Source organism: Bacteroides sp. 90-K9/2, from assembly GCF_047310725.1.
Lineage (GTDB): Bacteria > Bacteroidota > Bacteroidia > Bacteroidales > Bacteroidaceae > Bacteroides > Bacteroides vicugnae.
Genome location: NZ_JBCGVL010000007.1, coordinates 222,690 through 242,989 on the forward strand (window position 1 = coordinate 222,690; position 20,300 = coordinate 242,989).

The 20,300-nt window shown below is 43.0% G+C and carries 12 protein-coding genes; 8 read left to right on the plus strand and 4 right to left on the minus strand.

Going from position 1 to position 20,300, the window contains the following annotated elements; all coding sequences use genetic code 11:
* Positions 1-43 precede the first annotated feature (43 nt).
* A complete protein-coding gene (gene ppk1, locus AAHJ11_RS16780; protein ID WP_195650048.1) occupies positions 44-2,221 on the plus strand; it encodes a polyphosphate kinase 1 in 2,178 nt (725 codons plus the stop codon).
* A gap of 24 nt (positions 2,222-2,245) precedes the next feature.
* Here ppk1 and AAHJ11_RS16785 read toward each other — a convergent pair whose 3' ends face one another.
* Positions 2,246-2,383, minus strand: coding sequence for a hypothetical protein (locus AAHJ11_RS16785; protein WP_320975188.1), 138 nt, complete (start codon positions 2,381-2,383; stop codon positions 2,246-2,248).
* Between the two features lie 69 nt (positions 2,384-2,452).
* Between AAHJ11_RS16785 and AAHJ11_RS16790 the strand changes: the two genes are divergently transcribed.
* The gene (locus AAHJ11_RS16790; protein ID WP_148365046.1) at positions 2,453-4,702 is read left to right on the plus strand and encodes an inorganic phosphate transporter; all 2,250 of its coding nucleotides are present in this window, start codon (positions 2,453-2,455) and stop codon (positions 4,700-4,702) included.
* 234 nt (positions 4,703-4,936) lie between these two features.
* On the plus strand, positions 4,937-5,443 hold the full coding sequence (gene imm9 / locus AAHJ11_RS16795; RefSeq protein WP_148365045.1) for an Imm9 family immunity protein: 507 nt from the start codon (positions 4,937-4,939) through the stop codon (positions 5,441-5,443).
* 123 nt (positions 5,444-5,566) lie between these two features.
* On the opposite strand, the gene AAHJ11_RS16800 is transcribed toward imm9, so the two are convergent.
* A complete protein-coding gene (locus AAHJ11_RS16800) occupies positions 5,567-7,042 on the minus strand; it encodes a glycoside hydrolase family 30 protein (RefSeq protein WP_148365044.1) in 1,476 nt (491 codons plus the stop codon).
* An 88-nt stretch (positions 7,043-7,130) separates the two neighbouring features.
* Positions 7,131-9,584, minus strand: a complete 2,454-nt coding sequence (locus tag AAHJ11_RS16805) for a glycoside hydrolase family 2 TIM barrel-domain containing protein (RefSeq protein WP_413579869.1) — start codon at positions 9,582-9,584, stop codon at positions 7,131-7,133.
* A 356-nt stretch (positions 9,585-9,940) separates the two neighbouring features.
* Between AAHJ11_RS16805 and AAHJ11_RS16810 the strand changes: the two genes are divergently transcribed.
* From AAHJ11_RS16810 to AAHJ11_RS16830, 5 genes are all read left to right on the plus strand, one after another.
* Positions 9,941-10,567 carry an HU family DNA-binding protein gene (locus AAHJ11_RS16810; RefSeq protein WP_148365042.1) on the plus strand — a complete coding sequence of 209 codons (627 nt, stop codon included), beginning with the start codon at positions 9,941-9,943 and terminating at the stop codon, positions 10,565-10,567.
* A gap of 116 nt (positions 10,568-10,683) precedes the next feature.
* The gene (locus AAHJ11_RS16815) at positions 10,684-11,622 is read left to right on the plus strand and encodes a tyrosine-type recombinase/integrase (protein ID WP_148365041.1); all 939 of its coding nucleotides are present in this window, start codon (positions 10,684-10,686) and stop codon (positions 11,620-11,622) included.
* A gap of 403 nt (positions 11,623-12,025) precedes the next feature.
* Entirely contained in the window at positions 12,026-14,629 is a 2,604-nt protein-coding gene (locus AAHJ11_RS16820) for a hypothetical protein (RefSeq protein WP_320975191.1), read from the plus strand.
* 26 nt (positions 14,630-14,655) lie between these two features.
* Positions 14,656-15,522 (plus strand): BT1926 family outer membrane beta-barrel protein, encoded by an 867-nt coding sequence (locus AAHJ11_RS16825; RefSeq protein ID WP_148365039.1) that lies wholly within the window; start codon positions 14,656-14,658, stop codon positions 15,520-15,522.
* A gap of 84 nt (positions 15,523-15,606) precedes the next feature.
* On the plus strand, positions 15,607-16,149 hold the full coding sequence (locus AAHJ11_RS16830) for a DUF4369 domain-containing protein (protein ID WP_148365038.1): 543 nt from the start codon (positions 15,607-15,609) through the stop codon (positions 16,147-16,149).
* A 211-nt stretch (positions 16,150-16,360) separates the two neighbouring features.
* Here the strand turns inward: AAHJ11_RS16830 and AAHJ11_RS16835 are convergent, their stop codons facing one another.
* Positions 16,361-20,287, minus strand: a complete 3,927-nt coding sequence (locus tag AAHJ11_RS16835) for a response regulator (RefSeq protein WP_320975192.1) — start codon at positions 20,285-20,287, stop codon at positions 16,361-16,363.
* Positions 20,288-20,300 lie beyond the last annotated feature (13 nt).

The window sequence follows — 20,300 nt, forward strand, 5'->3', positions numbered from 1 at the left end:
TTAATCCCACAAAGATACTATATTTGGAAAAATCTTAAAGCACATGGAAAGCAAATATAATTATTTCAAGCGAGATATCAGTTGGCTCTCATTCAATTATCGCGTATTGTTGGAGGCTCTGGACGAGCGTCTGCCGCTCTACGAACGTATCAACTTCATCTCTATCTACTCTTCCAACCTCGAAGAATTCTACAAAATCCGGGTAGCCGATCATAAAGCAGTTGCCTCCGGTGCTACGGAAAGCGATGAAGAAACCGTACAATCCGCCCGTGAACTGGTAGAAGAAATCAATAAAGAAGTCACTCGCCAGTTGGATGACCGTGTACGCATTTATGAAGAGAAACTATTACCTGCCCTGCGCAAAAACCACATTATTTTTTATCAGGACAGCCATGTCGAACCGTTCCACCAGCAGTTTATTAAAGACTTTTTCCGGGAAGAAATCTTTCCCTACCTGCAACCTGTGCCTGTATCCAAAGATAAAATAGTCTCCTTCCTACGAGATAACCGACTTTATCTGGCGATACGAGTCTATCCGAAGAAAGAAGCAAAAGACGAAAGGAAAGAAGATAAAGAAAAAACAGAAGAATCTATTAACAAAGAAAAATATACAGAAGAACGCATAACTCGAAGAAAAAGTGATGGAGCAGATACAAATGTAACAGAATATCGGCAACCCCTTTACTTCGTGATGAAGCAACCCTACGCCAAAGTGCCCCGCTTCATCGAACTTCCATCCCGCGAGAAAAACCATTACCTGATGTTTACCGAAGATATAATCAAGGCAAACCTCAACCTGATTTTCCCCGGCTACGATGTCGATTCCAGCTACTGCATCAAAATCTCCCGTGACGCTGACATCTTGATTGACGACACCGCCAGCAGTGCCGACCTCGTTGCCCAACTCAAGAAGAAAGTGAAGAAACGCAAGATCGGTGACGTCTGCCGTTTCGTCTACGACCGTGGTATGCCTCATGACTTTCTGGACTTTCTGGTAGACGCCTTCCATATTCAGCGCGATGAACTTGTCCCTGGCGACAAGCACCTGAATCTTGAAGACCTGCGTCATCTTCCCAACCCGAACAAATCTCTTCACAGCCTCGAAAAACCGAAGCCAATGAAGCTGACTATCCTTGACGAAAAAGAATCTATCTTCAACCACGTCGCCAAGAAGGACCTGTTATTATATTACCCTTATCACTCTTTCGAGCACTTCATCCATTTCTTATATGAAGCCGTGCACAACCCGGAAACCCGTGAAATCATGGTAACCCAATACCGCGTAGCCGAAAACTCCGCCGTCATCAACACCCTGATAGCCGCCGCCCAAAACGGCAAGAAAGTCACTGTATTTGTGGAACTGAAAGCCCGTTTCGACGAAGAAAACAACCTTGCCACGGCCGAAATGATGCAAGCCGCCGGCATTAAAATAATATACAGCATACCCGGTCTGAAAGTACACGCCAAAGTAGCTCTTATCCGCCGCCGCGGACCGAATGGTGAAAAAATACCCAGCTACGCCTATATCAGCACCGGTAACTTTAATGAAAAGACCGCCACTCTCTACGCCGACTGTGGCCTTTTCACCTGCCGTCCGAAGATAGTGGCCGACCTCTATAACCTCTTCCGCACCCTGCAAGGCAAAGAAGACCCGAAGTTCACCACCCTTCTCGTCGCCCGCTTCAACCTCATCCCGGAGCTGAACCGCCTCATCGACCGTGAAATAGCCCTCGCCGATCAAGGCAAGCAAGGACGCATCATCCTCAAAATGAACGCCCTTCAAGACCCCACCATGATCGACCGCCTCTACGAAGCATCCGAACACGGCGTGCAAATCGACCTCATCGTTCGTGGAATCTGTTGCCTCATCCCCGGACAGTCATACAGTCGTAACATCCGTGTCACCCGTATTGTAGACAGTTTCCTCGAACACGCCCGTATCTGGTACTTCGGTAACGACGGCAAACCCAAAGTATTCATGGGCTCCCCCGACTGGATGCGTCGTAACCTCTACCGTCGCATCGAAGCCGTCACCCCCATTCTTTCCCCCGACCTGCGTGACGGCCTCATCGAAATGCTCAACATCCAGCTCTCCGACAACCAAAAAGCCTGCTGGGTAGACAACAACCTGCGAAACATCTTCAAAAAAAGAACGCCCGGCACTCCCGCTGTACGAGCCCAATACACCTTCTATGACTGGCTAAACAAAACAAATAACTAACACCCCAACCAACTAACTGACTAACTAACATAAGAATCCCATACCCGTGCCCCAAGCCCGGCAACCTGCAGCCCCCCGCACGCCTCTCCGGCCTACTTTTTTCTTTGCTTCTTTCTTTTGTTTCAAGACAAAAGAAAGACGATTGTAATATAAATGTAACATATATGACACCTCCCTGCAACGTCAAATCCCGTCCTTTGCAGCCGGAAACAACATACACATATATTTATTATGGAGACTATTTATTTATGCATTATCATCTTCCTCTTTGTACTAGCTGTTTTCGATCTGATAGTCGGAGTCAGTAACGATGCAGTCAACTTTTTGAACTCGGCGGTAGGCGCCAAGGCCGCTTCGTTCAAAACCATCCTGTTCATAGCCGGCATCGGCATTTTCATCGGCGCCTCCCTGTCCAACGGAATGATGGACATCGCTCGTCACGGCATCTACCAACCAGAGCACTTCTACTTTGCCGAAATCATGTGCATTCTGCTAGCCGTCATGCTGACCGACGTAGTACTGTTGGACGTCTTTAACTCTATGGGGATGCCCACCTCCACCACCGTATCATTAGTCTTTGAGCTACTTGGAGGAACGTTCGCCCTTTCCCTCATCAAAGTACACAATAGCGACACCCTTGCTTTGGGAGACCTCATCAACACCGACAAAGCCCTCTCCGTCATTATGGCGATCTTCGTCTCCGTCGCTATCGCCTTCTTCTTCGGAATGCTTGTACAGTGGCTTGCCCGTGTGATCTTCACCTTCAACTATACGAAAAAGATGAAATACAGCATCGCCCTCTTTGGAGGAGTAGCCACTACTGCCATCATCTACTTCATGCTCATCAAAGGACTGAAAGACAGCTCCTTCATGACTCCCGAAAACAAACACTGGATACAAGACAACACCCTGATGCTAATCACCGTTTTCTTTGTATTCTCCACCGTACTGATGCAAATCCTTCACTGGATGAAAATCAATGTTTTCAAAGTCGTCGTACTGATGGGAACCTTCGCCCTTGCCCTTGCTTTTGCCGGTAACGACCTTGTCAACTTTATCGGTGTTCCCCTCGCAGGTTTCTCCTCTTTTATGGACTATACCGCCAATGGAGCAGGAAATCCGAACGGCTTCCTGATGACCTCTTTGCTGGGCCCCGCTAAAACCCCGTGGTATTTTCTTATCGGAGCCGGAGCCGTCATGGTCTACGCCCTTTGCACCTCTAAAAAAGCACACGCCGTAATAAAAACATCTGTCGACCTTTCCCGTCAAGATGAAGGAGAAGAAGCATTCGGAAGCACCCCGATCGCCCGCACAGTAGTCCGCATCAGTATGACACTTGCCAACGGAATCTCCCGAATAATGCCGGACGGCAGCAAAAAATGGTTTGACTCCCGCTTCCGCAAAGACGAAGCAATCATAGCCGACGGAGCCGCTTTCGACCTTGTCCGCGCTTCTGTCAACCTGGTATTGGCCGGCCTGCTCATCGCCTTGGGAACCTCCCTGAAACTTCCCCTTTCCACCACTTACGTAACCTTTATGGTAGCTATGGGTACTTCCCTGGCCGACCGCGCCTGGGGGCGTGATTCAGCCGTTTACCGTATCACCGGCGTATTAAGCGTCATCGGAGGCTGGTTCATCACTGCCGGAGCCGCCTTCACCATCTGTTTCTTCGTAGCTCTCGTACTCCATTATGGAGGCAACATCTCAATCATCGCCCTCATCGGTATAGCTGTATTCATCTTGATCCGTAGTCAGGTGATGTACAAGAAACGCAAAGCGAAAGAACAAGGTAACGAAACGCTGAAACAACTGATGCAAGCCACAGACAGTACAGAAGCCCTGCAACTGATGCGTAAGCACACCCGCGAAGAACTTTCCAAAGTATTGGAATACGCAGAAACAAATTTCGAACTGACTGTCACTTCATTCCTTCATGAAAATCTGCGAGGATTACGTCGCGCCATGGGGTCCACTAAATTTGAGAAACAGCTCATCAAACAGATGAAACGTTCGGGCACCGTCGCTATGTGCCGTCTCGATAATAACACCGTACTCGAAAAAGGACTTTATTACTATCAAGGCAACGACTTCGCCAGCGAATTGGTCTACAGTATTTCCCGCCTCTGTGAACCTTGCCTCGAACATACCGACAACAATTTCAACCCATTGGATGCCATTCAGAAAGGCGAATTCAGCGATGTGACCGAAGATATCACCTATCTGATTCAGCAGTGTCGTAAGAAAATGGAAAACAACGAGTACAATGACCTCGAAGAAGAAATCCGTCGTGCCAACGACCTCAACGGACAACTTTCAGTATTGAAACGTAAGGAACTGCAACGTATTCAAAGCCAATCAGGAAGCATCCGGGTGAGCATGGTGTATCTCACGATGGTTCAGGAAGCACAGAACGTAGTCACTTACACCATCAATTTGATGAAAGTAAGCCGTAAATTCCAGATGGAAACAGAAATGCCGTAAGGACAAAAAAACAAGGATTGTCCACTGAAAAATGGACGAATCATAATCTGTAAGGAAAGGACTGTTTGATAAACCCTGTTTACATAAGTAAGGGGTGTCAAACAGTCCTTTCTTTTTCAGAAATAGGTTTAAAAAAAGCTCTACTCTTTAGTATTTGATCTGGTAAAATTGTATATTTATAGTCGATAAGATAATTGAGACGATTTTAGATGCAATGATATAAAAACGAAATGAATGAAATATCAGTTAGAAATAACCACTTTACTGGTTCCTGTCAATGTGCATCAACTGTTTGAGAAATGTGAATGGCCTGAACTAAACTGTTTTGACAGAGAAATGGTTGAAGGCTATTTCTCTGATTTGGTGAATGGCATTCAAACCGATGAGGCTTTGGACGATTGGACGCTGACCGTTGTCCTTTATATCGGCACTTATTTGGGAGCCAGCCATATCAGTATCTGGAAACATGGAATCACCGATACGGCAACTAAAGAAAAAGTGTTAACGATAGGTATACCTCTTCCTTGTAGTAAAACCGTCCGTTGGGGGGTGAAGAAGAAAGAACGTTTTACCGGTAAAACACCAGATGAAAGTTATAGGAGGAATAACAGGCTGCTTCCCGTCTACTTTGCAAAATATGATAATATGGAAACCTATATAGAAGATAATATTCGGATAGCCCTTTTGAACCTGTTTGAAGTCGGTTTTACCCTGAAAGGATATAAAGTAAAGAAGCGGTAATAGTAGCCAAATCGTAAAATAGAATCAATTTTAGTGGCATAGACAAGGGACTAACATAGCTATGTGCTACCGTAAAGAGTCGTCGATTATTGAATTTAGACTCTTTGCGGCAGCTCTGTTTTTCTACTTTTCTATGAAAGTGTTCAAAGAATGAGGTTGCAAGGTTACATTCAAATAGCGAGTACCTAATTTCACAGTAAGCTCTTTGGCTTCTTCGTTGAAATTACCGGCTATCACCACCTGTTTCTTTTGTGGAGTCATGACGATCATTACCGGCATCTTATCTCCTCTATCTTTATATGCCAGCACTTTCGAGCCGGGTGTTACATAATGGCTGTAATGTTTTACCGCATAATATTCGGGAGTGTAGGTCGCAGTCCCTGTCTTTGAATCCACATGAATCAAAGCATTCTGTTTCCATCCCCATCCGCTGAAACCTCCGTCGTACAAAATAGCATTCCAGAAAGTATATTCTTCACAACCATTACCCAGATAATGATTCACTAGTCCGAAAGTGTGTTCGGCTGCTTTCCAGTCGAAAGAGCCCCAACCACATTCGCTTTCCGTTTGCACGTACTTGTATTGCGGATATTTGGCGCGGAGTTTGGGTAAAATCTGTCCGCCTTCCCATTGGAAGCCGACCCCTTCTATTGTTTCCGGCATTCGTGGGTCGGAAAGCACCTGATCGATCACCTCATAACGGTTGGTGTTGATTGTTCCTAAATATAACTTTACTTCCGGATGCTGCTTTTTCAGAGTAGGAGCGAGGTACTCTGCATTGAAACGGATAATACCTTCTGCCGTCCAGGCACAACCCGGATAGTTGGTGTAGCTCCATGACTCATTTTGGAACATGATCATGGAGATGGGGATGCCATGTTCCTTGTAAGCATCGATGAATTTACAGAAATAGTTTGCATAGGTTTGCAGATAACGTGGATCCTGAATAAAGTAATCATTTACAGCCAACTGCTGTGGAAATACCTGTGTGTTCTTTTCTTTACTATCCTCATAAAGTGCTACATCAGACAGAGGCGACATCTGATTTTGATTACGGTCACTGCGAACTGAATAGTAGTGATTGATTTTCATCCAGGAAGGAGGCGACCATGGCGACATCCAGAAAGTCATATCCGGATTATACTGTTGTGCAGCTTTGATAAAAGGTATCAACGTTGTTTTATCCCGATTGATATTGAAATGCTTCAATTGGAAGTCACCGGATACTTCATCGCAACTGTACCAGTCGCGGGCGTAGTCGTTGGCATTCATGGAGAAGCGTCCCATGGTAAACTTCAGATCTCCTCCGGGAGCAAACAACTGTTGAAGAACAATCTCCTGTTGCTTCCGTGGAAGCATGTTGAGTGCATCCCATCCGAGTTCATTAAAGCATGTTCCCCAAGCTTTGAAGACAGTTCCATTCTCCGAACCGTTGACCTCGAGTAGGGGAGTGCGCCCGGTATTTGTCTGCAACTTGACTTTAGACTGTTGCCATGTGTTATTTTCCGTACTGCTAATCCATTCATAGGATTGCGCACTCATAGTCCCCATTGACAGCACAATGGATAAACTACTTAATAAGGTGGTTTTCTTAATCATGTTTCTCCTGTTCTTATATTTTTATATTACTGTTTAAACAATCTCATGCAGTACATTCAACTGTGTATCCTTAATCAAGATTGATTTATTAATAAGTCTCTATGACAATAGCCGCTTCCGGCAATCCTTCTGCTGAAACAGTAAGAGTGATCGTCCCTTTTTCTGCATTTGGCTGAACGATAGCAATTGCTTTTCCCCGAAACGTTTTCGGCTTTAAGGAACGAAAGCTTTTCATATCATCCGCACTTCCATTACCTGCGGCAATGACGGACCCTTTTCCGGTAGATTTAATTTCCAAAGGAATGGAACAGTCAGGTATTAACTTTCCATCTTTATCCAATATTTCAACCTTTATATATGAAAGGTCATTTTTATCTGCCTTTATTTTCATACGATCGGCTGTCAAATGTATCATTGCCGGAATTCCGGTTGTGTAAAGTTCAGTCGATGTCGTTTCTTTCTTTCCCTTCAAGTTGACAGCCTTCAGTTGTCCCGGTTCATAGGGAACCTCGAAAGAAGCCGTATAGGTATCGGGATTGACTTCTTTTTCTCCCAATAACCTGTCATTCAAATAAAGTCTTACTTTAGGGGAACGACTATACACATGTACTGCCATCGTTTTGCCTTCGTATCCTTTCCAGTTCCAACTAAGGAATTCGTTTTTCCATCCCCAGTAGTTGATATCTTCTCTTTTCCCTTTGGCTACGGGAGGTTGTACTGCTAATGAAATATCACGTCTTTTCCAAAGAATGTCGCGATAATAAGATTGCGGTTTCTTGTCTCCGCAGAAGTCAATGTCACCACACCATGCATTATACCACGGCCATCCCATAAACTGCGGACTGTGTTCTCCCGGAGCAAGTTCGAGAGTATGTGCCAGACCGGCTTCACCCAGATAGTCGAGGGCAGTCCAGACAAAATCTCCAATCAGATAGGAATTCTTGTCAATCAGGTTCCAGTTCTGTGCTGCTTCTTTGGGCACCGATTCACTGCCGTACATAATCCGTTGCGGGAATCGTGCGTGATCTTTTTCATATTCCTTCCATTGATAATTGTAACCGGAGATATCCAGGTTCCGGAAAGCCCTTTCCGAATCCTTCTCCCAACTGAAATCTCTTCTGTCCCAAAACGAGTTAACAGCAGCGGTAGTGGCGCGGCTTGTATCATATCGGTGAATGGTTGCAATTAGTTTCCGGGCTATGATCTCTCCAGTGGGTTCGTCGGCGCGTTCAGCTATTTCATTGCCAATACTCCACATGATAATAGAAGGATGGTTTCTGTCTCTGCGCACCATGGTAGCTATATCGTGTTCACTCCATTCATCGAAGAATTGGTGATAATCTTGCGGGCGTTTTGCTTGTTGCCATTGATCGAATACTTCATCAATCACTAGCAATCCCAGTCGGTCACATGCCTGTAGAAAATATTCCGACGGTAAGTTGTGCGAGCATCTGACTGCATTGAAACCATTTGCTTTCATTAGCTCTACTTTGCGTTCTTCTGCCCTGTTGATAGCTACGGCACCTAATAAACCATTGTCATGATGCAAACAACCACCTTTTAATTTCAGCGGTTTCTCATTTAATAGAAATCCTTTTTCTGCGGAGAATTCGACGGTTCGTATTCCGAAAGGAACGGTTATTTCATCAGATAGCTTCTTAGATTTCAAGGATAGATGTGCGGTATATAAACTAGGAGTATCTACCGACCATAATTCCGGCTTTTTTATATCAAAAGTGAGGGAAATGGGGATATTGGTTTCACCGGATATATTGACTGGTTGAGTAGTGGAATAAACCTCTTCCCCTTGTGGAGAAAATATCTGAATCTTCAGATGGGCGGTCACTTTTTCTTTGCCGGAGTTATGTAGAATGGAGTGAAGATCAACCGTCGCTTTTTTACCTTCTACTTTGGAAGCATCTATAAAAGTGTCCCATTCGTCCAAATGTACTTTGTCCGTTTTCATTAGCCATACGTGCCGGTAAATGCCGGAACCGGCATACCACCGACTGTTCAGACCTTCATTCACCACTTTGACGGCTATTATATTCCGAATGCCGGGAGCGTTGCAGTATGGATGGATGTCGATTTTGAAAGGGATATATCCATAAGGATTAAAACAGGCTTTCTGCCCGTTTATCCAGACTTCTGTTTGGTTATAAGCTCCTTCAAAATAAAGGGAAATAATCTTATTGGCATCTTCCGTCTGTATGGTGAATTCTTTTCTATACCATCCTTCACCTCCTACGGTTTGTCCGGTATCTGCCCCGCCTACGCTCATGCGTGAAAAAGGACCGATTGTTATACCTTCTCTTTGTACGGGCACAGGATCCATGCTCCAGTCATGAGGTAAATCGAGTATCCTCCATTGAGCGTCCTTGAAAGATGTCTGTTCGGCATTGGCAATGCAACCCCGGTAAAACTTCCAGTTCTCATTTATGCTGACTTTACGTTCCGATGCGGAACTTTCAGCAATAAAGCAGGGTATTAACACTAAAAGAGCGAGTAGCCTTACAGAAGATTCGAAGTAGTTATTCATCATTTCCTATTCTTTGTTTAATAATGGGCAAAGATAGGAGCGTGACAGGTGATGTGAGGAATAGAAATGTAACAAGATGCTGCAACAAATGTATCAAACTTCCTTTTCATAGGGATTAAACTTGCTTGTTCCGGCAGGAAAACGTATCTTTGTTAGTAAGAAAACTATAACCGCAAGTTCTGATTATAAAACCGGAACTTTTGATTATGTAATCAGAAGTTTCAGTTATAAAACCGGAACTTGCGGTTTTAGTTTGCCCTAAGGGAAAAATAACTTTTCCTTTAGGGGAGAACAAGTTTTCTACCTATAGCGAGTAAGTTTTCTATTAGTAATCAATATTTCAAATAAACTTTAGTATTATGGCAATGTATATAATGGAAGAAATGCCCGATATTCATGGAACGGGCGAACAGGTACTTTATCCGCGGTTTGCAATGATGGAACAGGTATCTACCGAGGATTTGATACGTCAGATAGCATCCAGCAGTGGTTTTAACGTCGGAGATGTGGAAGGCGTAATTACACAGATAGGTATTGAGATGGCACATCAGATGGCAGAAGGCAAGTCTGTGAAGCTGGATGGCATCGGAACATTCTCTCCTTCGTTGGCGTTATGCAAAGATAAAGAACGCGAAAAGGCCGGAGAGGGTGAAACCCATCGTAACGCACGAAGCATTGTGGTGGGAAACGTGAACTTTCGTGTAGACAGGAAGATGATGAGGCGTATCAATGGAAGATGTCTGCTGGAAAGGGCTCCGTGGAAGTCGCAACGTTCTTCACAGAAGTATACACCGGAGCAACGACTTGCATTGGCTGTTAGATATCTGGAGGAACATCCTTTTCTGACGGTCTACGAATACCGGAAACTGACAGGTTTGCTGCGTACAGCGGCTACCAATGAATTACGCCAGTGGGCGTATACACCCGGTTCCGGCATCGGGATTGATGGCAGAGGAACACATCGGGTGTATATAAAGAAAACATAATTCATTATATTTGTATGATGATATGTTGAGATTTGGAATAAAGAGCATTGGGGGGAATTGCGGTGAGGGCGCTTTTCTTCAGGGACATGCTTGAGTGATAACTAAAATTAATAAAAATGGGGAATTTGATTTCATTTATGAAGGAAGTAGCTGAAGGGCTTCGAAAAAGTGGGAACTATGGAACTGCTCATGTTTACAGGAGTAGCATGAATGCTATCATTGCATTTAACGGGAGCAGGAATCTGCCATTCAAGAAAGTGAATCAGGAGTTTCTTAAAAGTTTTGAAACGTATTTGCGGGAAAAGGAGTGTAGCTGGAACACGGTTTCAACCTATATGCGTACGTTGAGAGCGGTATACAACCGTGCGGTCGACCGTCGGATGGCGTCTTATATACCGCATCATTTCCGGTATGTCTATACAGGGACGCGTGCCGATAGGAAGCGTGCACTGGAAAAGGAGGATATGGAACGGCTGATGAAAGAGCTTCCCAAACAAATTCATCAGGGAAGAGGAGAATTGCAACGTACGCGCGCGTACTTTTTCTTAATGTTCATGCTTCGTGGTATGCCGTTCGTAGATCTTGCGTATCTTAAAAAGCAGGATATAGTGGGGAATGTACTCACTTATCGTCGTAGAAAAACCGGAAGGCTTCTGACCGTGACGCTTCTGCCGGAAACTATGAAACTGATGAAAAAGTATATGAACACCGATTCTGCTTCTCCTTATCTTTTTCCCATACTGACTGGCAGAGAGAGTACGGAAGCTACCTACAGGGAATATCAGATAGCTTTGCGTAATTTTAACTATCAACTTCTGTTGCTGAAACAAGTACTTGCATTGACTTCTGATTTAAGCTCGTATACGGCTCGGCATACCTGGGCTACAATGGCATATTATTGCGAGATACATCCAGGCATTATTTCAGAGGCGATGGGGCATTCATCCATTATTGTCACAGAGACTTATCTAAAACCTTTTAAGAATAAGAAAATAGATGAAGCGAATGTGACGATTCTGTCTTCGCTGAAAAGGATCTATGCTTGTGGCAAGTAGCTGATTTTTAGTGCTGTTACTTTGTAGGTAACGGGAAGAAAAGACGCTGCAAATATGAGCATATTTCTTAAAACATCCAAACAAAATCGTACATTTTTTCTAATAAACTACTCAAAATAGGAATAAACACAGAAGAACACGTGGATTCTTTGTCTTAGAACTTTGTTAACGTCTAAATTTTGCAATAGATTTCCCGCCCCTCTACTTTTTCTCATAAGCAGGGGTAAGAAGATTCGTCATATATCGTATTATTTTCTAGTATAGACTACTCCAAAAGAGCAGGCACAAGGGTTTTCCCGTTACCTACAAAGTAACGGGAAGAGGGGGAGTGAAGCGAAATAAATCATGAATTAGTACAAACAAATTTTTTATTTATTAATTGTATAACATTTAATTTACTTTTATGAGAAAATGGACGTATTTAGTCGCAACCTTGCTCATGGCAGGTACGACGGCGACATTCACGGGATGTATTGATACCGATGAACCGGAAGGCATTGCAGAACTTAGGGGAGCAAAGTCTGAATTTATCAAGGCTCAAGCTGCAGTTGAGCTTGTAGAGGCTGAATTGAGAAAAGCACAGGTTGCAGAGCAAGAATTAGTTAATGCAGGTTTGGCACTTCAGAATAAGTCTGCAGAAATTGATTTGCAGTTGCATGAACTGGACATTCAAGTAAAGAAACTTTTGATTGAAAAGGAAGAAGCTGCTACTGCACAAGCAAAAGCTGAAGCGGAAGCTGCCATTGCAAAAGCTGAAGCTGACAAAACTAAGTGGGAAAATGAAAAGGCATTGATTGTTGAGCAGTATAAGGAAAAAATGCTTCTTGCCGAAACAGCCACTGCTAAAGCACAGGAAGCTTACAAACAAGCTATGGAACAGATTGAAGCTTCCAAGTTATTGCTGACAGATGAAGAACAAATTCGTTTAAATGTTGTAGAGGCAAAAGTTGCTTATGCTAAGATAGCTATGGATAAGGCTATGTATGGATATTCAACGACAGAAGTTAAGACTGAACAAAGGCTTGTATCTAAATCAACAAGTTCACAGACAAGTGTTGGCGAAGGAGCTGGGACAACAACTACTACTGGTACTGATGAAAAGTATATTACATATTATGTAATTACACAAAAACCGGATAATGCAAATAACGGATATGCAGAAGGTAGCTTGAAGAAACTTCAGGAACAGTTGGCGGACTATCCTAATTGGGTGGCTGATGGAAACATCGAGGCTAAATTGAAGAATGCTGTGGAAATCGCTGAATCCAATTTGAATATAGCACAAAAAACAGCTGATGGATATAAGGCTATTCTGGATAATGAATATACTACATTAGCCGATTGGGAAGCAGAAGTTAAAAAGCTGAAGGATGAAATGGCAACATTAGATGTCCAGAAACGACAGTATGAACTTAAAAAAGAAGAATTAAAAGTTGCTAATCCTAACTTGGAAAAGAACAAAACTGCTGCTAAGAAAAAATTAGACGATGCTAAGGAGGCTCTCAATAAAGTTAATGCTACTACTAATGTAGCTTCTGCTTACTCTAAAAAAGCAGATCAGAGCATTCTTAAAGGCCTGAATGATGCTTTTGATGGTATTTCTGATGGAGTAGATGGCTATAATAAATCAACAGGTGAATTCAGCTATGCAAAAACTGTACTGGTTACTAAGGCGCAAGAACAGATTGATGGCTGGAATAAACTTATTGATGCAGCTACTCAAGGAATTGATTTGGAAGATCTTGCATGGTCTAAACTTGAAGTCGTGAAAGCAGAGGCTGAAGCAACAAAAGCTAATGAAACTTACGATGCTGATTATAAGACTTGGGAGAAAGCTCGCGATAAATATATTGAGGTTGAAGCTATTGATATAGATGCTTCAAAAAAAGCTGCCGAAGCTGCAATAGCTGCTTATAATAAATTGGGTGATGCTGCTAGAACACAGGATGCTAATATCAGTAAATTAGCTACTGCTTTGGCTGAATACTATCAGGATGCTTTGGATAAGGAACTTAAAAGTACAAAAGCAGAAGCAACAGAGACTTCTACCAATACTAAAAAAGCAATTTCAGCTTGGATAATAGATAATCCTTTGGCAAACTTCAAGTCAATTGTAGGGCTAGAATTAAAATTAATTGAATGGACAGCTGGTGCTGTGACAAAAGCTAATAAGATAGAACAAGCTGATGCAAATAAGCTTCTTGAACTTGGAGCATCTGCTGGTGATATTCCATATGAGTCATGGAAAAAAGCTTCAATAAAAGTATTTGGTGATAAATTTAATCGTGATAATAAACCTAGAAGAGTTGCTGTGTCAGCTGATATGGTTCTTAAGGAAGTTAATGGCAATAGACTGGCAACAGAATTGCAAGATGGTGACTATGGAACTCTTGGTATCTCTATTTATGCAACGGCAGAAGCTGCACGTCTGACTGCTGTGATAAACCAAGCTGATACCTATAAAGCTTTGAAAGCAGAGTTTACAGCTCAAAAAGCTAAAGAACAAGCTACGCTGGATAAGAAAAAAACAGAATTGGCTGCAAATGTAACAAAAGCACAGAATGCTTTGACTGACGCTGAAGTAGCTTATGATAAAGTCTTTAAGGAAGTAGAGGCAAATATTAAGAAAGTTAGTGAGGACTATGACTATAAAGACGCTATAAAAGATAAGATTGAGTCTACAATTTCTGACTATATTGCTAGCCTTGATGAGTTAGGTGATGATTATAAAGATATGACTTTGGAGGAAATCAAAGAAGCTATTAATGCTGAATATTTAAAAGCTGTAACTAGCCTTCTTGATAAAAAAGCAGCTTTGGCTACTGCTGAAAGAAATTTAGAGAAGTTGGCTGAAGGTACGTATACTGATAATAATTATATCGAGGATACATTTGCAAATATTCAGGAAAATATCAAAGTAAAACAGGCTGAATATGATGCTGCCAAGGCAGATTATGATACTGCAAGTGCTCAGTTGAAAGCACTTCTTGCTATCTTCTTGAAATAATTTCCTAACTACGTAAAAGTAACAAGATGATAAAAAAACTATGCACATTACTTTTGCTGACCTGTATGACAGCTGCGCCTTCAATGGCGCAGCGTTACAGCAGCAGTGATGATGCGTCGTTTGCCCCGAAGAAAGGACAGTGGCAGGTTTCAGTCCTGCTTGGTAGCGGAAAGTTCTTTAACGAGAACACTTCTTATCTGCTTCCCAAGTTCTCCAATGACGGAGGAGTAGTCGGACTTCCCAATGGAGGAACGGATAACTCCGGCGATCTGAACCGCTATCTGAACATCGGGAGTCTGAATAATAATAGTCTGGTCAATATAGCTGGAATTGAAGGTAAGTATTTCGTGTCTGACAATTGGGATGTAAATTTCCAGTTCAGCATGAACGTCAGCCTCACTCCAAAGAAAGACTATGTAGAAGGAGACAACAGTGTACCCGACATGATTATCCCTGCGCAAAGTTATATCAATGCGCAGATGACCAACAACTGGTATGTATCTGTCGGTTCCAACTACTATTTCAAGACTCGCAACGAACGTATTCATCCGTATCTCGGAGGCGCACTCGGCTTCCAGATGGCACGCATTGAAACGACCGAACCATACACTGGAGACACCTATAAGGATAGTGACGACTCGGAAGAACTTCCGTCACAGGTCTATGTTTCCGGAAGTAAAGCCGGTCAGATGTACGGTTTCAAAGTAGCTGCCGTAGCAGGTATCGAGTATAGCATTGCTAAAGGTTTCGTTTTCGGTTTCGAAATGCACCCTCTGGCTTACCGCTATGACCTGATACAGATTTGTCCGAAAGGATTTGATAAATATAATGTCAGTCACCACAACATCAAGATATTTGAAATGCCTATGGTGAAACTGGGATTCAGATTCTAAGGATGAATGATTATACAAATGTATGAATGAAAAGAGAAAGCCGTTCAGCTGATAGTGCGGGCGGCTTTTCTTTTTTAAAGAAGAATGAAGAGCTTAATGAACAGATATGTGAAACTTTTATCTTTTCTTTCGGGAGTATGCTTGATAGCGGCTTGCACCGGGCATCAGATAAAAGGTTACGAGATTAACGGCAGTGCACCTTTGCCCGAATTCGAAGGAAAAATGGTTTATATGAAAGATGCTTCGAGCGGGCAGCCGGTAGATAGTGCAGAAATAATCCACGGAAAGTTTGCTTTTGCCGATACGGTGACTATTGTGTCGCCCGTAGTAAAAGTGCTTTCTATTCGTGCCAGCAAATCGGGACTGGAATACCGCCTCCCTGTCGTCATAGAAAATGGCAGTATCCAAGCCGATATTTCCGATGTGGTTTGTACGGGAGGAACAATGCTAAATGAACGGATGCAGGATTTTCTCATGGCTGTTGATGAATATTCCACAGCCTGCGAGAACAAACAAACGGAACAGATAAAATCCGGTTTTGCGGATTTATTGAAAAAATACATAGAAATCAATGATGACAATGCGGTAGGAGAATATATCCGGACTGCCTATCGTTCATCACTTTGATGCAATCAGATTGCTTTTAAGACTATAAACTAAATTTCCCACATAATAATATCCTCTCCAGATATTTCCTCCATATTTTTATAGAAGGGAGTGTTGCATAAGAGAGACAGAAATGTGCCCTTGTGAAAGTCCGTATTTCTGTATTGTTATGTTTTGAGGACGTTCCCGTATTTCCCATTCCCTTTTTCCCCCGGGGACGTCCTTTTTTCCTTTAATCCTGCGAGTGATATTGGGTAGGCAATACTCCGAACATCTCTTTAAAACATTTACTGAAATAACTCGGTGTAGCGAATCCCACTTTTTCCGATATTTCAATAACGGTCAGTTCCGTATGAGTCAGTAATCCGGCAGCTTTCTTCAAACGGATGCTTCGGATAAATTCTGTGGGTTTCTGTCCGGTGATAATTTGCAGTTTACGGTAAAGATTCATTCGGCTCATACACATGTCGTCACTGAAAGCTTCCACGCTATAATCACTGTTATCCAGATTCTTTTCGACCAGTTCGATTGCTTTTTCCAGAAATCGTTCGTCTACTTTGGAGGAAGTGAGATCTTCCGCATTAACCTCAATGCCTGACAAGAATATCTGTTTCCGTTTTTGCTGCAATGCCAGCAGATGCTGGATCCGGTTCTTTAAAATATCCATGTTGAAGGGTTTTGTCAGGTAGCAGTCTGCTCCCGACTGATATCCTGCCAGTTCGTTTTCGTCACCTGTGCGGGCAGTAAGCAGGATAATGAAGATGTGTGAAGTCTTCATATTCTCTTTCAGCCGGAGACATAATTCAAACCCGTCCATTCCCGGCATCATGACATCACTCACAATGATATCCACTTCTTTCTCATTGGCGATGGCTTCCGCTTCTTCTCCGTTGGAGGCTTCCCATACCTGATATTCTTGTGATAACTGCTGATACATGAATTGGCGGAATTCTTCATTGTCTTCTACAATCAAAATGGTCTTCCGGGCATCTGATGAGTTCGTTTCAGTTGCTCCGGATTCATCCGGTATATTCTCCTCTCTCGGTAGCAAACGTTTATCAACCAGATTGGTCGGAAGATAGACACAAAATTCAGTTCCTTCTTCTTTATTGCTTTCCACTTCTATAAAACCTTGATGCATGGCGACATATTCTTTCACAATATGCAGTCCGATGCCGCTTCCTGCTGTTGCCTGTCTGTGGGTGTTTGCCCCGATCTGATAATAGCGGTCGAATATATGGGGAAGTTCATCTGCTGCTATTTCCTGTCCGGTGTTCTGCACGATGATGCAGACGTATTGTATCCCTCCTCTGTTCTCCATTTTGAAAAACACATCGATTCTTCCTTCCGGAGGTGTAAATTTGAAAGCATTATTGAGTAAGTTGTAGAGAATCCTGTGTACTTTATCCCGGTCAAGATACATATAAAGCGTTTGTTTCAGTGGTATGACTGAAAAGCGAATCTGCTTGTTGTTCGCATACGACTTGAATGCTTCGCAAGTAGTTGTGACAAATTCACTGATATCTGCATTCGTCAGATTCAGTTTTTCTTCGCTCACTTCCAGTTTGCGGAAATCCAGTAATTGATTGACTAATTGCAGCAACTCTTCAGCATTGCGATAGATGGAAGATAACTGTTGCTTTAACTTGCCGTCCTGCATCTCCGAAAGCAGACTGCTCAGAGGAGTGATAATCAGCGTCAGTGGAGTGCGTAAGTCGTGGCTGACATTCGTAAAGAAACGGAATTTCATCTGTGTCAGTTGTTCTTCCAACTGTTCCTGTTGCTTCCGGTGCAGACGGTTGAAGTAGAACTTTATGACTCCTGCCGCTATCAGAATAAAAGAAAGCATATAAAGGGCGTATGCCCACCATGTCTCGTACCATGCCGGTAGACGATTGATTTGCAGGCAGGATATGGGCTGTGCCCAACAACCGTGAATGTCCGTCGCTTTAATTTCCAATGTGTAGTTGCCTTTGGGAAGTTTGGTGAAATACGCAGTGTTTACTCCCGGAGGAAGTGACTTCCAGCTTGCATCCCATCCTTTCAGACGGTAGGCATAACTGATTTGTCCGGCGTGTAAGTGTTCTAGCGTAGAAAAGGATATTTCTACATTGATATTATCAGGATTCAATTCTATTTGCCGGGTATTTATACCTGTTATTTGTGTTTTTCCGTCTATTTTGATGGAGGATATAACGGGCTTTATATCGTTGGGAGATTGATCCAGCTCTGCAGATGGGGTAATCAGACAAAAAGCACCGATCCCTCCGAGGCAAATCGTTCCGTCTTTCATTTTGCGGATGGAAAGGAAATAATCCACTTGAATGAAGCGGTCGGAATTATACAGTATTCTAAATGAATGATTCGTAGGGTTGTACTCTTTTACGTATGGGTCTGCCAATATCCACAAATGTCCCAAGTTGTCTATCTCCATTCCTTTGATAGCATCTCCGTTTGTGTTGCAGGCATTCTCTTCCCGGGAGATAACTTTAGTTTGCGGATGATAGCTGTACACATTTCCTTCCAAAGTAGCTACCCACACTTTACCATCAGGAGCGATGAGGACAGATGAATAGTTTTCTCCTTTCCGAATCGTATGTCCTTCTCCTTCCGGGGAAAAATATTGGAACTCCAATGCTTCTGTAATGCAGAATATCGTTCCGTCCGGGGCAACTGCCAGGTCGTTTATCATATTCGCACTCCCCTGAAACTTTTTGAGTTCCCCTTTGGAAAGAGAATATTGATAGATGGCATTTTCTGTGCCTATCCATAAGTTTCCCTGATTGTCCTCGCTTAATACACGAATCTGTCGGGCATCCGGCAGTTGGATCTCTTTTGTCAGTTTCATCTTCATGCCTTCATGTTGCAGATACAATAGACACGCATTATCGGATGCAGCCCAGATTCCGGGTTGAGTATGACATTTCTCGATACATTTTATGATATTATACTTTCCTGTTTCTTCGGAAAAATCCGATGCAAAAGAAATCTGTTCGGAAGCAGGATGGTAGATGGATAATCCGGTTCTTCCCTGCCATATCCAATAATAGTCCCCTTCTTGAATCGTTCTGTCTGCCATCACCGGATAACCGGTAATAGCGGACATGGCAGAAGTAGGGTAACGTTTGATTTTGTTGGCGTCGAACGAGAGGATAAACGTATGGGGAGAATATCCTGGAACCCATACATTGCCGGCACGGTCTTCAATGATTCTATCCAATATCTTTTTGCCTTTAGGAAGAAAACTTTCCGTATCGACGGGGTGAAGTGCATTATCTACAATTCGGTAAGCATATAAATCGTCCATCGCTGAAACCCACAACACTTCCTGCCGGCTGTCTTTAAGTAATCCCAGTATTTGAGTTTTATGCGGTGTCTGTTCGTACCCTTCTAAGGTGACGGGTTGTAACTTACAGATTACTTCCTCCGATTGTGGATTGGAAGAAGGGATTAATTGTACAACTCCTTTTCCCCAAGTAGCCACCCAATAGCAATCATTTTGTACATCTTCAATCATTTGTATGGGCGATGCATCACATGTCCATTGATAAGGCGAGAAGCTGTCTGTTGACGGATGATATTGTAAAAGACCTCCCGATCCTTGCAGTACCCAAAGTTGATGTTTTCCATCTTCGTAAAAGTCAGTAACGTTTCGTCTTGTACCCTTCCATTCTGAAGGATAACTTCCAAGACATTTGCCTTCACTGGAAAAGTGGTAAATCATACCTTCGGCCGAAGTCCAGATAGTGCCGTCATGAATAGCCCGGACAGCATCGACTCTTTGCTTCTTGAGTTCCCCGTCTGTTATTTCGTTGATTTGATAATTAGCTTTATCTAATCTGTATAAACCACGTTTGGTGCCGAACCAGATATGATGTCCGTTGTCTTCTGTTATACAGGTAATGTCGTTGCTGGATAGCAGGTGAGGCGTATTTAAGTCCGAACGAAAGACATTAATCTGATAACCGTTGTCACGGCACAGGCCTCCGCCTTCTGTTGCATACCACATATAACCTTCGCTATCCTGAAGAATCCGGTGGATATGTGCTACCGGTAACAATCTTTGAGTAGGAAGCTCCGTGACAACGACTTGTTGAGACGAAATGGAAAGAGTAGTCATTAGACTGAGAATGAGACTATAATAGTGTTTTAAAGTCATGCTTTTTATTTGA

What these genes read in the sequence shown, in the direction of transcription:
- ppk1 (WP_195650048.1), top strand. Translation starts at nt 44, where the DNA reads ATGGAAAGCAAATATAATTATTTCAAGCGAGATATCAGTTGGCTCTCA.
- AAHJ11_RS16785 (WP_320975188.1), bottom strand. Translation starts at nt 2,383, where the DNA reads ATGTTACATTTATATTACAATCGTCTTTCTTTTGTCTTGAAACAAAAG.
- AAHJ11_RS16790 (WP_148365046.1), top strand. Translation starts at nt 2,453, where the DNA reads ATGGAGACTATTTATTTATGCATTATCATCTTCCTCTTTGTACTAGCT.
- imm9 (WP_148365045.1), top strand. Translation starts at nt 4,937, where the DNA reads ATGAAATATCAGTTAGAAATAACCACTTTACTGGTTCCTGTCAATGTG.
- AAHJ11_RS16800 (WP_148365044.1), bottom strand. Translation starts at nt 7,042, where the DNA reads ATGATTAAGAAAACCACCTTATTAAGTAGTTTATCCATTGTGCTGTCA.
- AAHJ11_RS16805 (WP_413579869.1), bottom strand. Translation starts at nt 9,584, where the DNA reads ATGATGAATAACTACTTCGAATCTTCTGTAAGGCTACTCGCTCTTTTA.
- AAHJ11_RS16810 (WP_148365042.1), top strand. Translation starts at nt 9,941, where the DNA reads ATGGCAATGTATATAATGGAAGAAATGCCCGATATTCATGGAACGGGC.
- AAHJ11_RS16815 (WP_148365041.1), top strand. Translation starts at nt 10,684, where the DNA reads ATGGGGAATTTGATTTCATTTATGAAGGAAGTAGCTGAAGGGCTTCGA.
- AAHJ11_RS16820 (WP_320975191.1), top strand. Translation starts at nt 12,026, where the DNA reads ATGAGAAAATGGACGTATTTAGTCGCAACCTTGCTCATGGCAGGTACG.
- AAHJ11_RS16825 (WP_148365039.1), top strand. Translation starts at nt 14,656, where the DNA reads ATGATAAAAAAACTATGCACATTACTTTTGCTGACCTGTATGACAGCT.
- AAHJ11_RS16830 (WP_148365038.1), top strand. Translation starts at nt 15,607, where the DNA reads ATGAAGAGCTTAATGAACAGATATGTGAAACTTTTATCTTTTCTTTCG.
- AAHJ11_RS16835 (WP_320975192.1), bottom strand. Translation starts at nt 20,287, where the DNA reads ATGACTTTAAAACACTATTATAGTCTCATTCTCAGTCTAATGACTACT.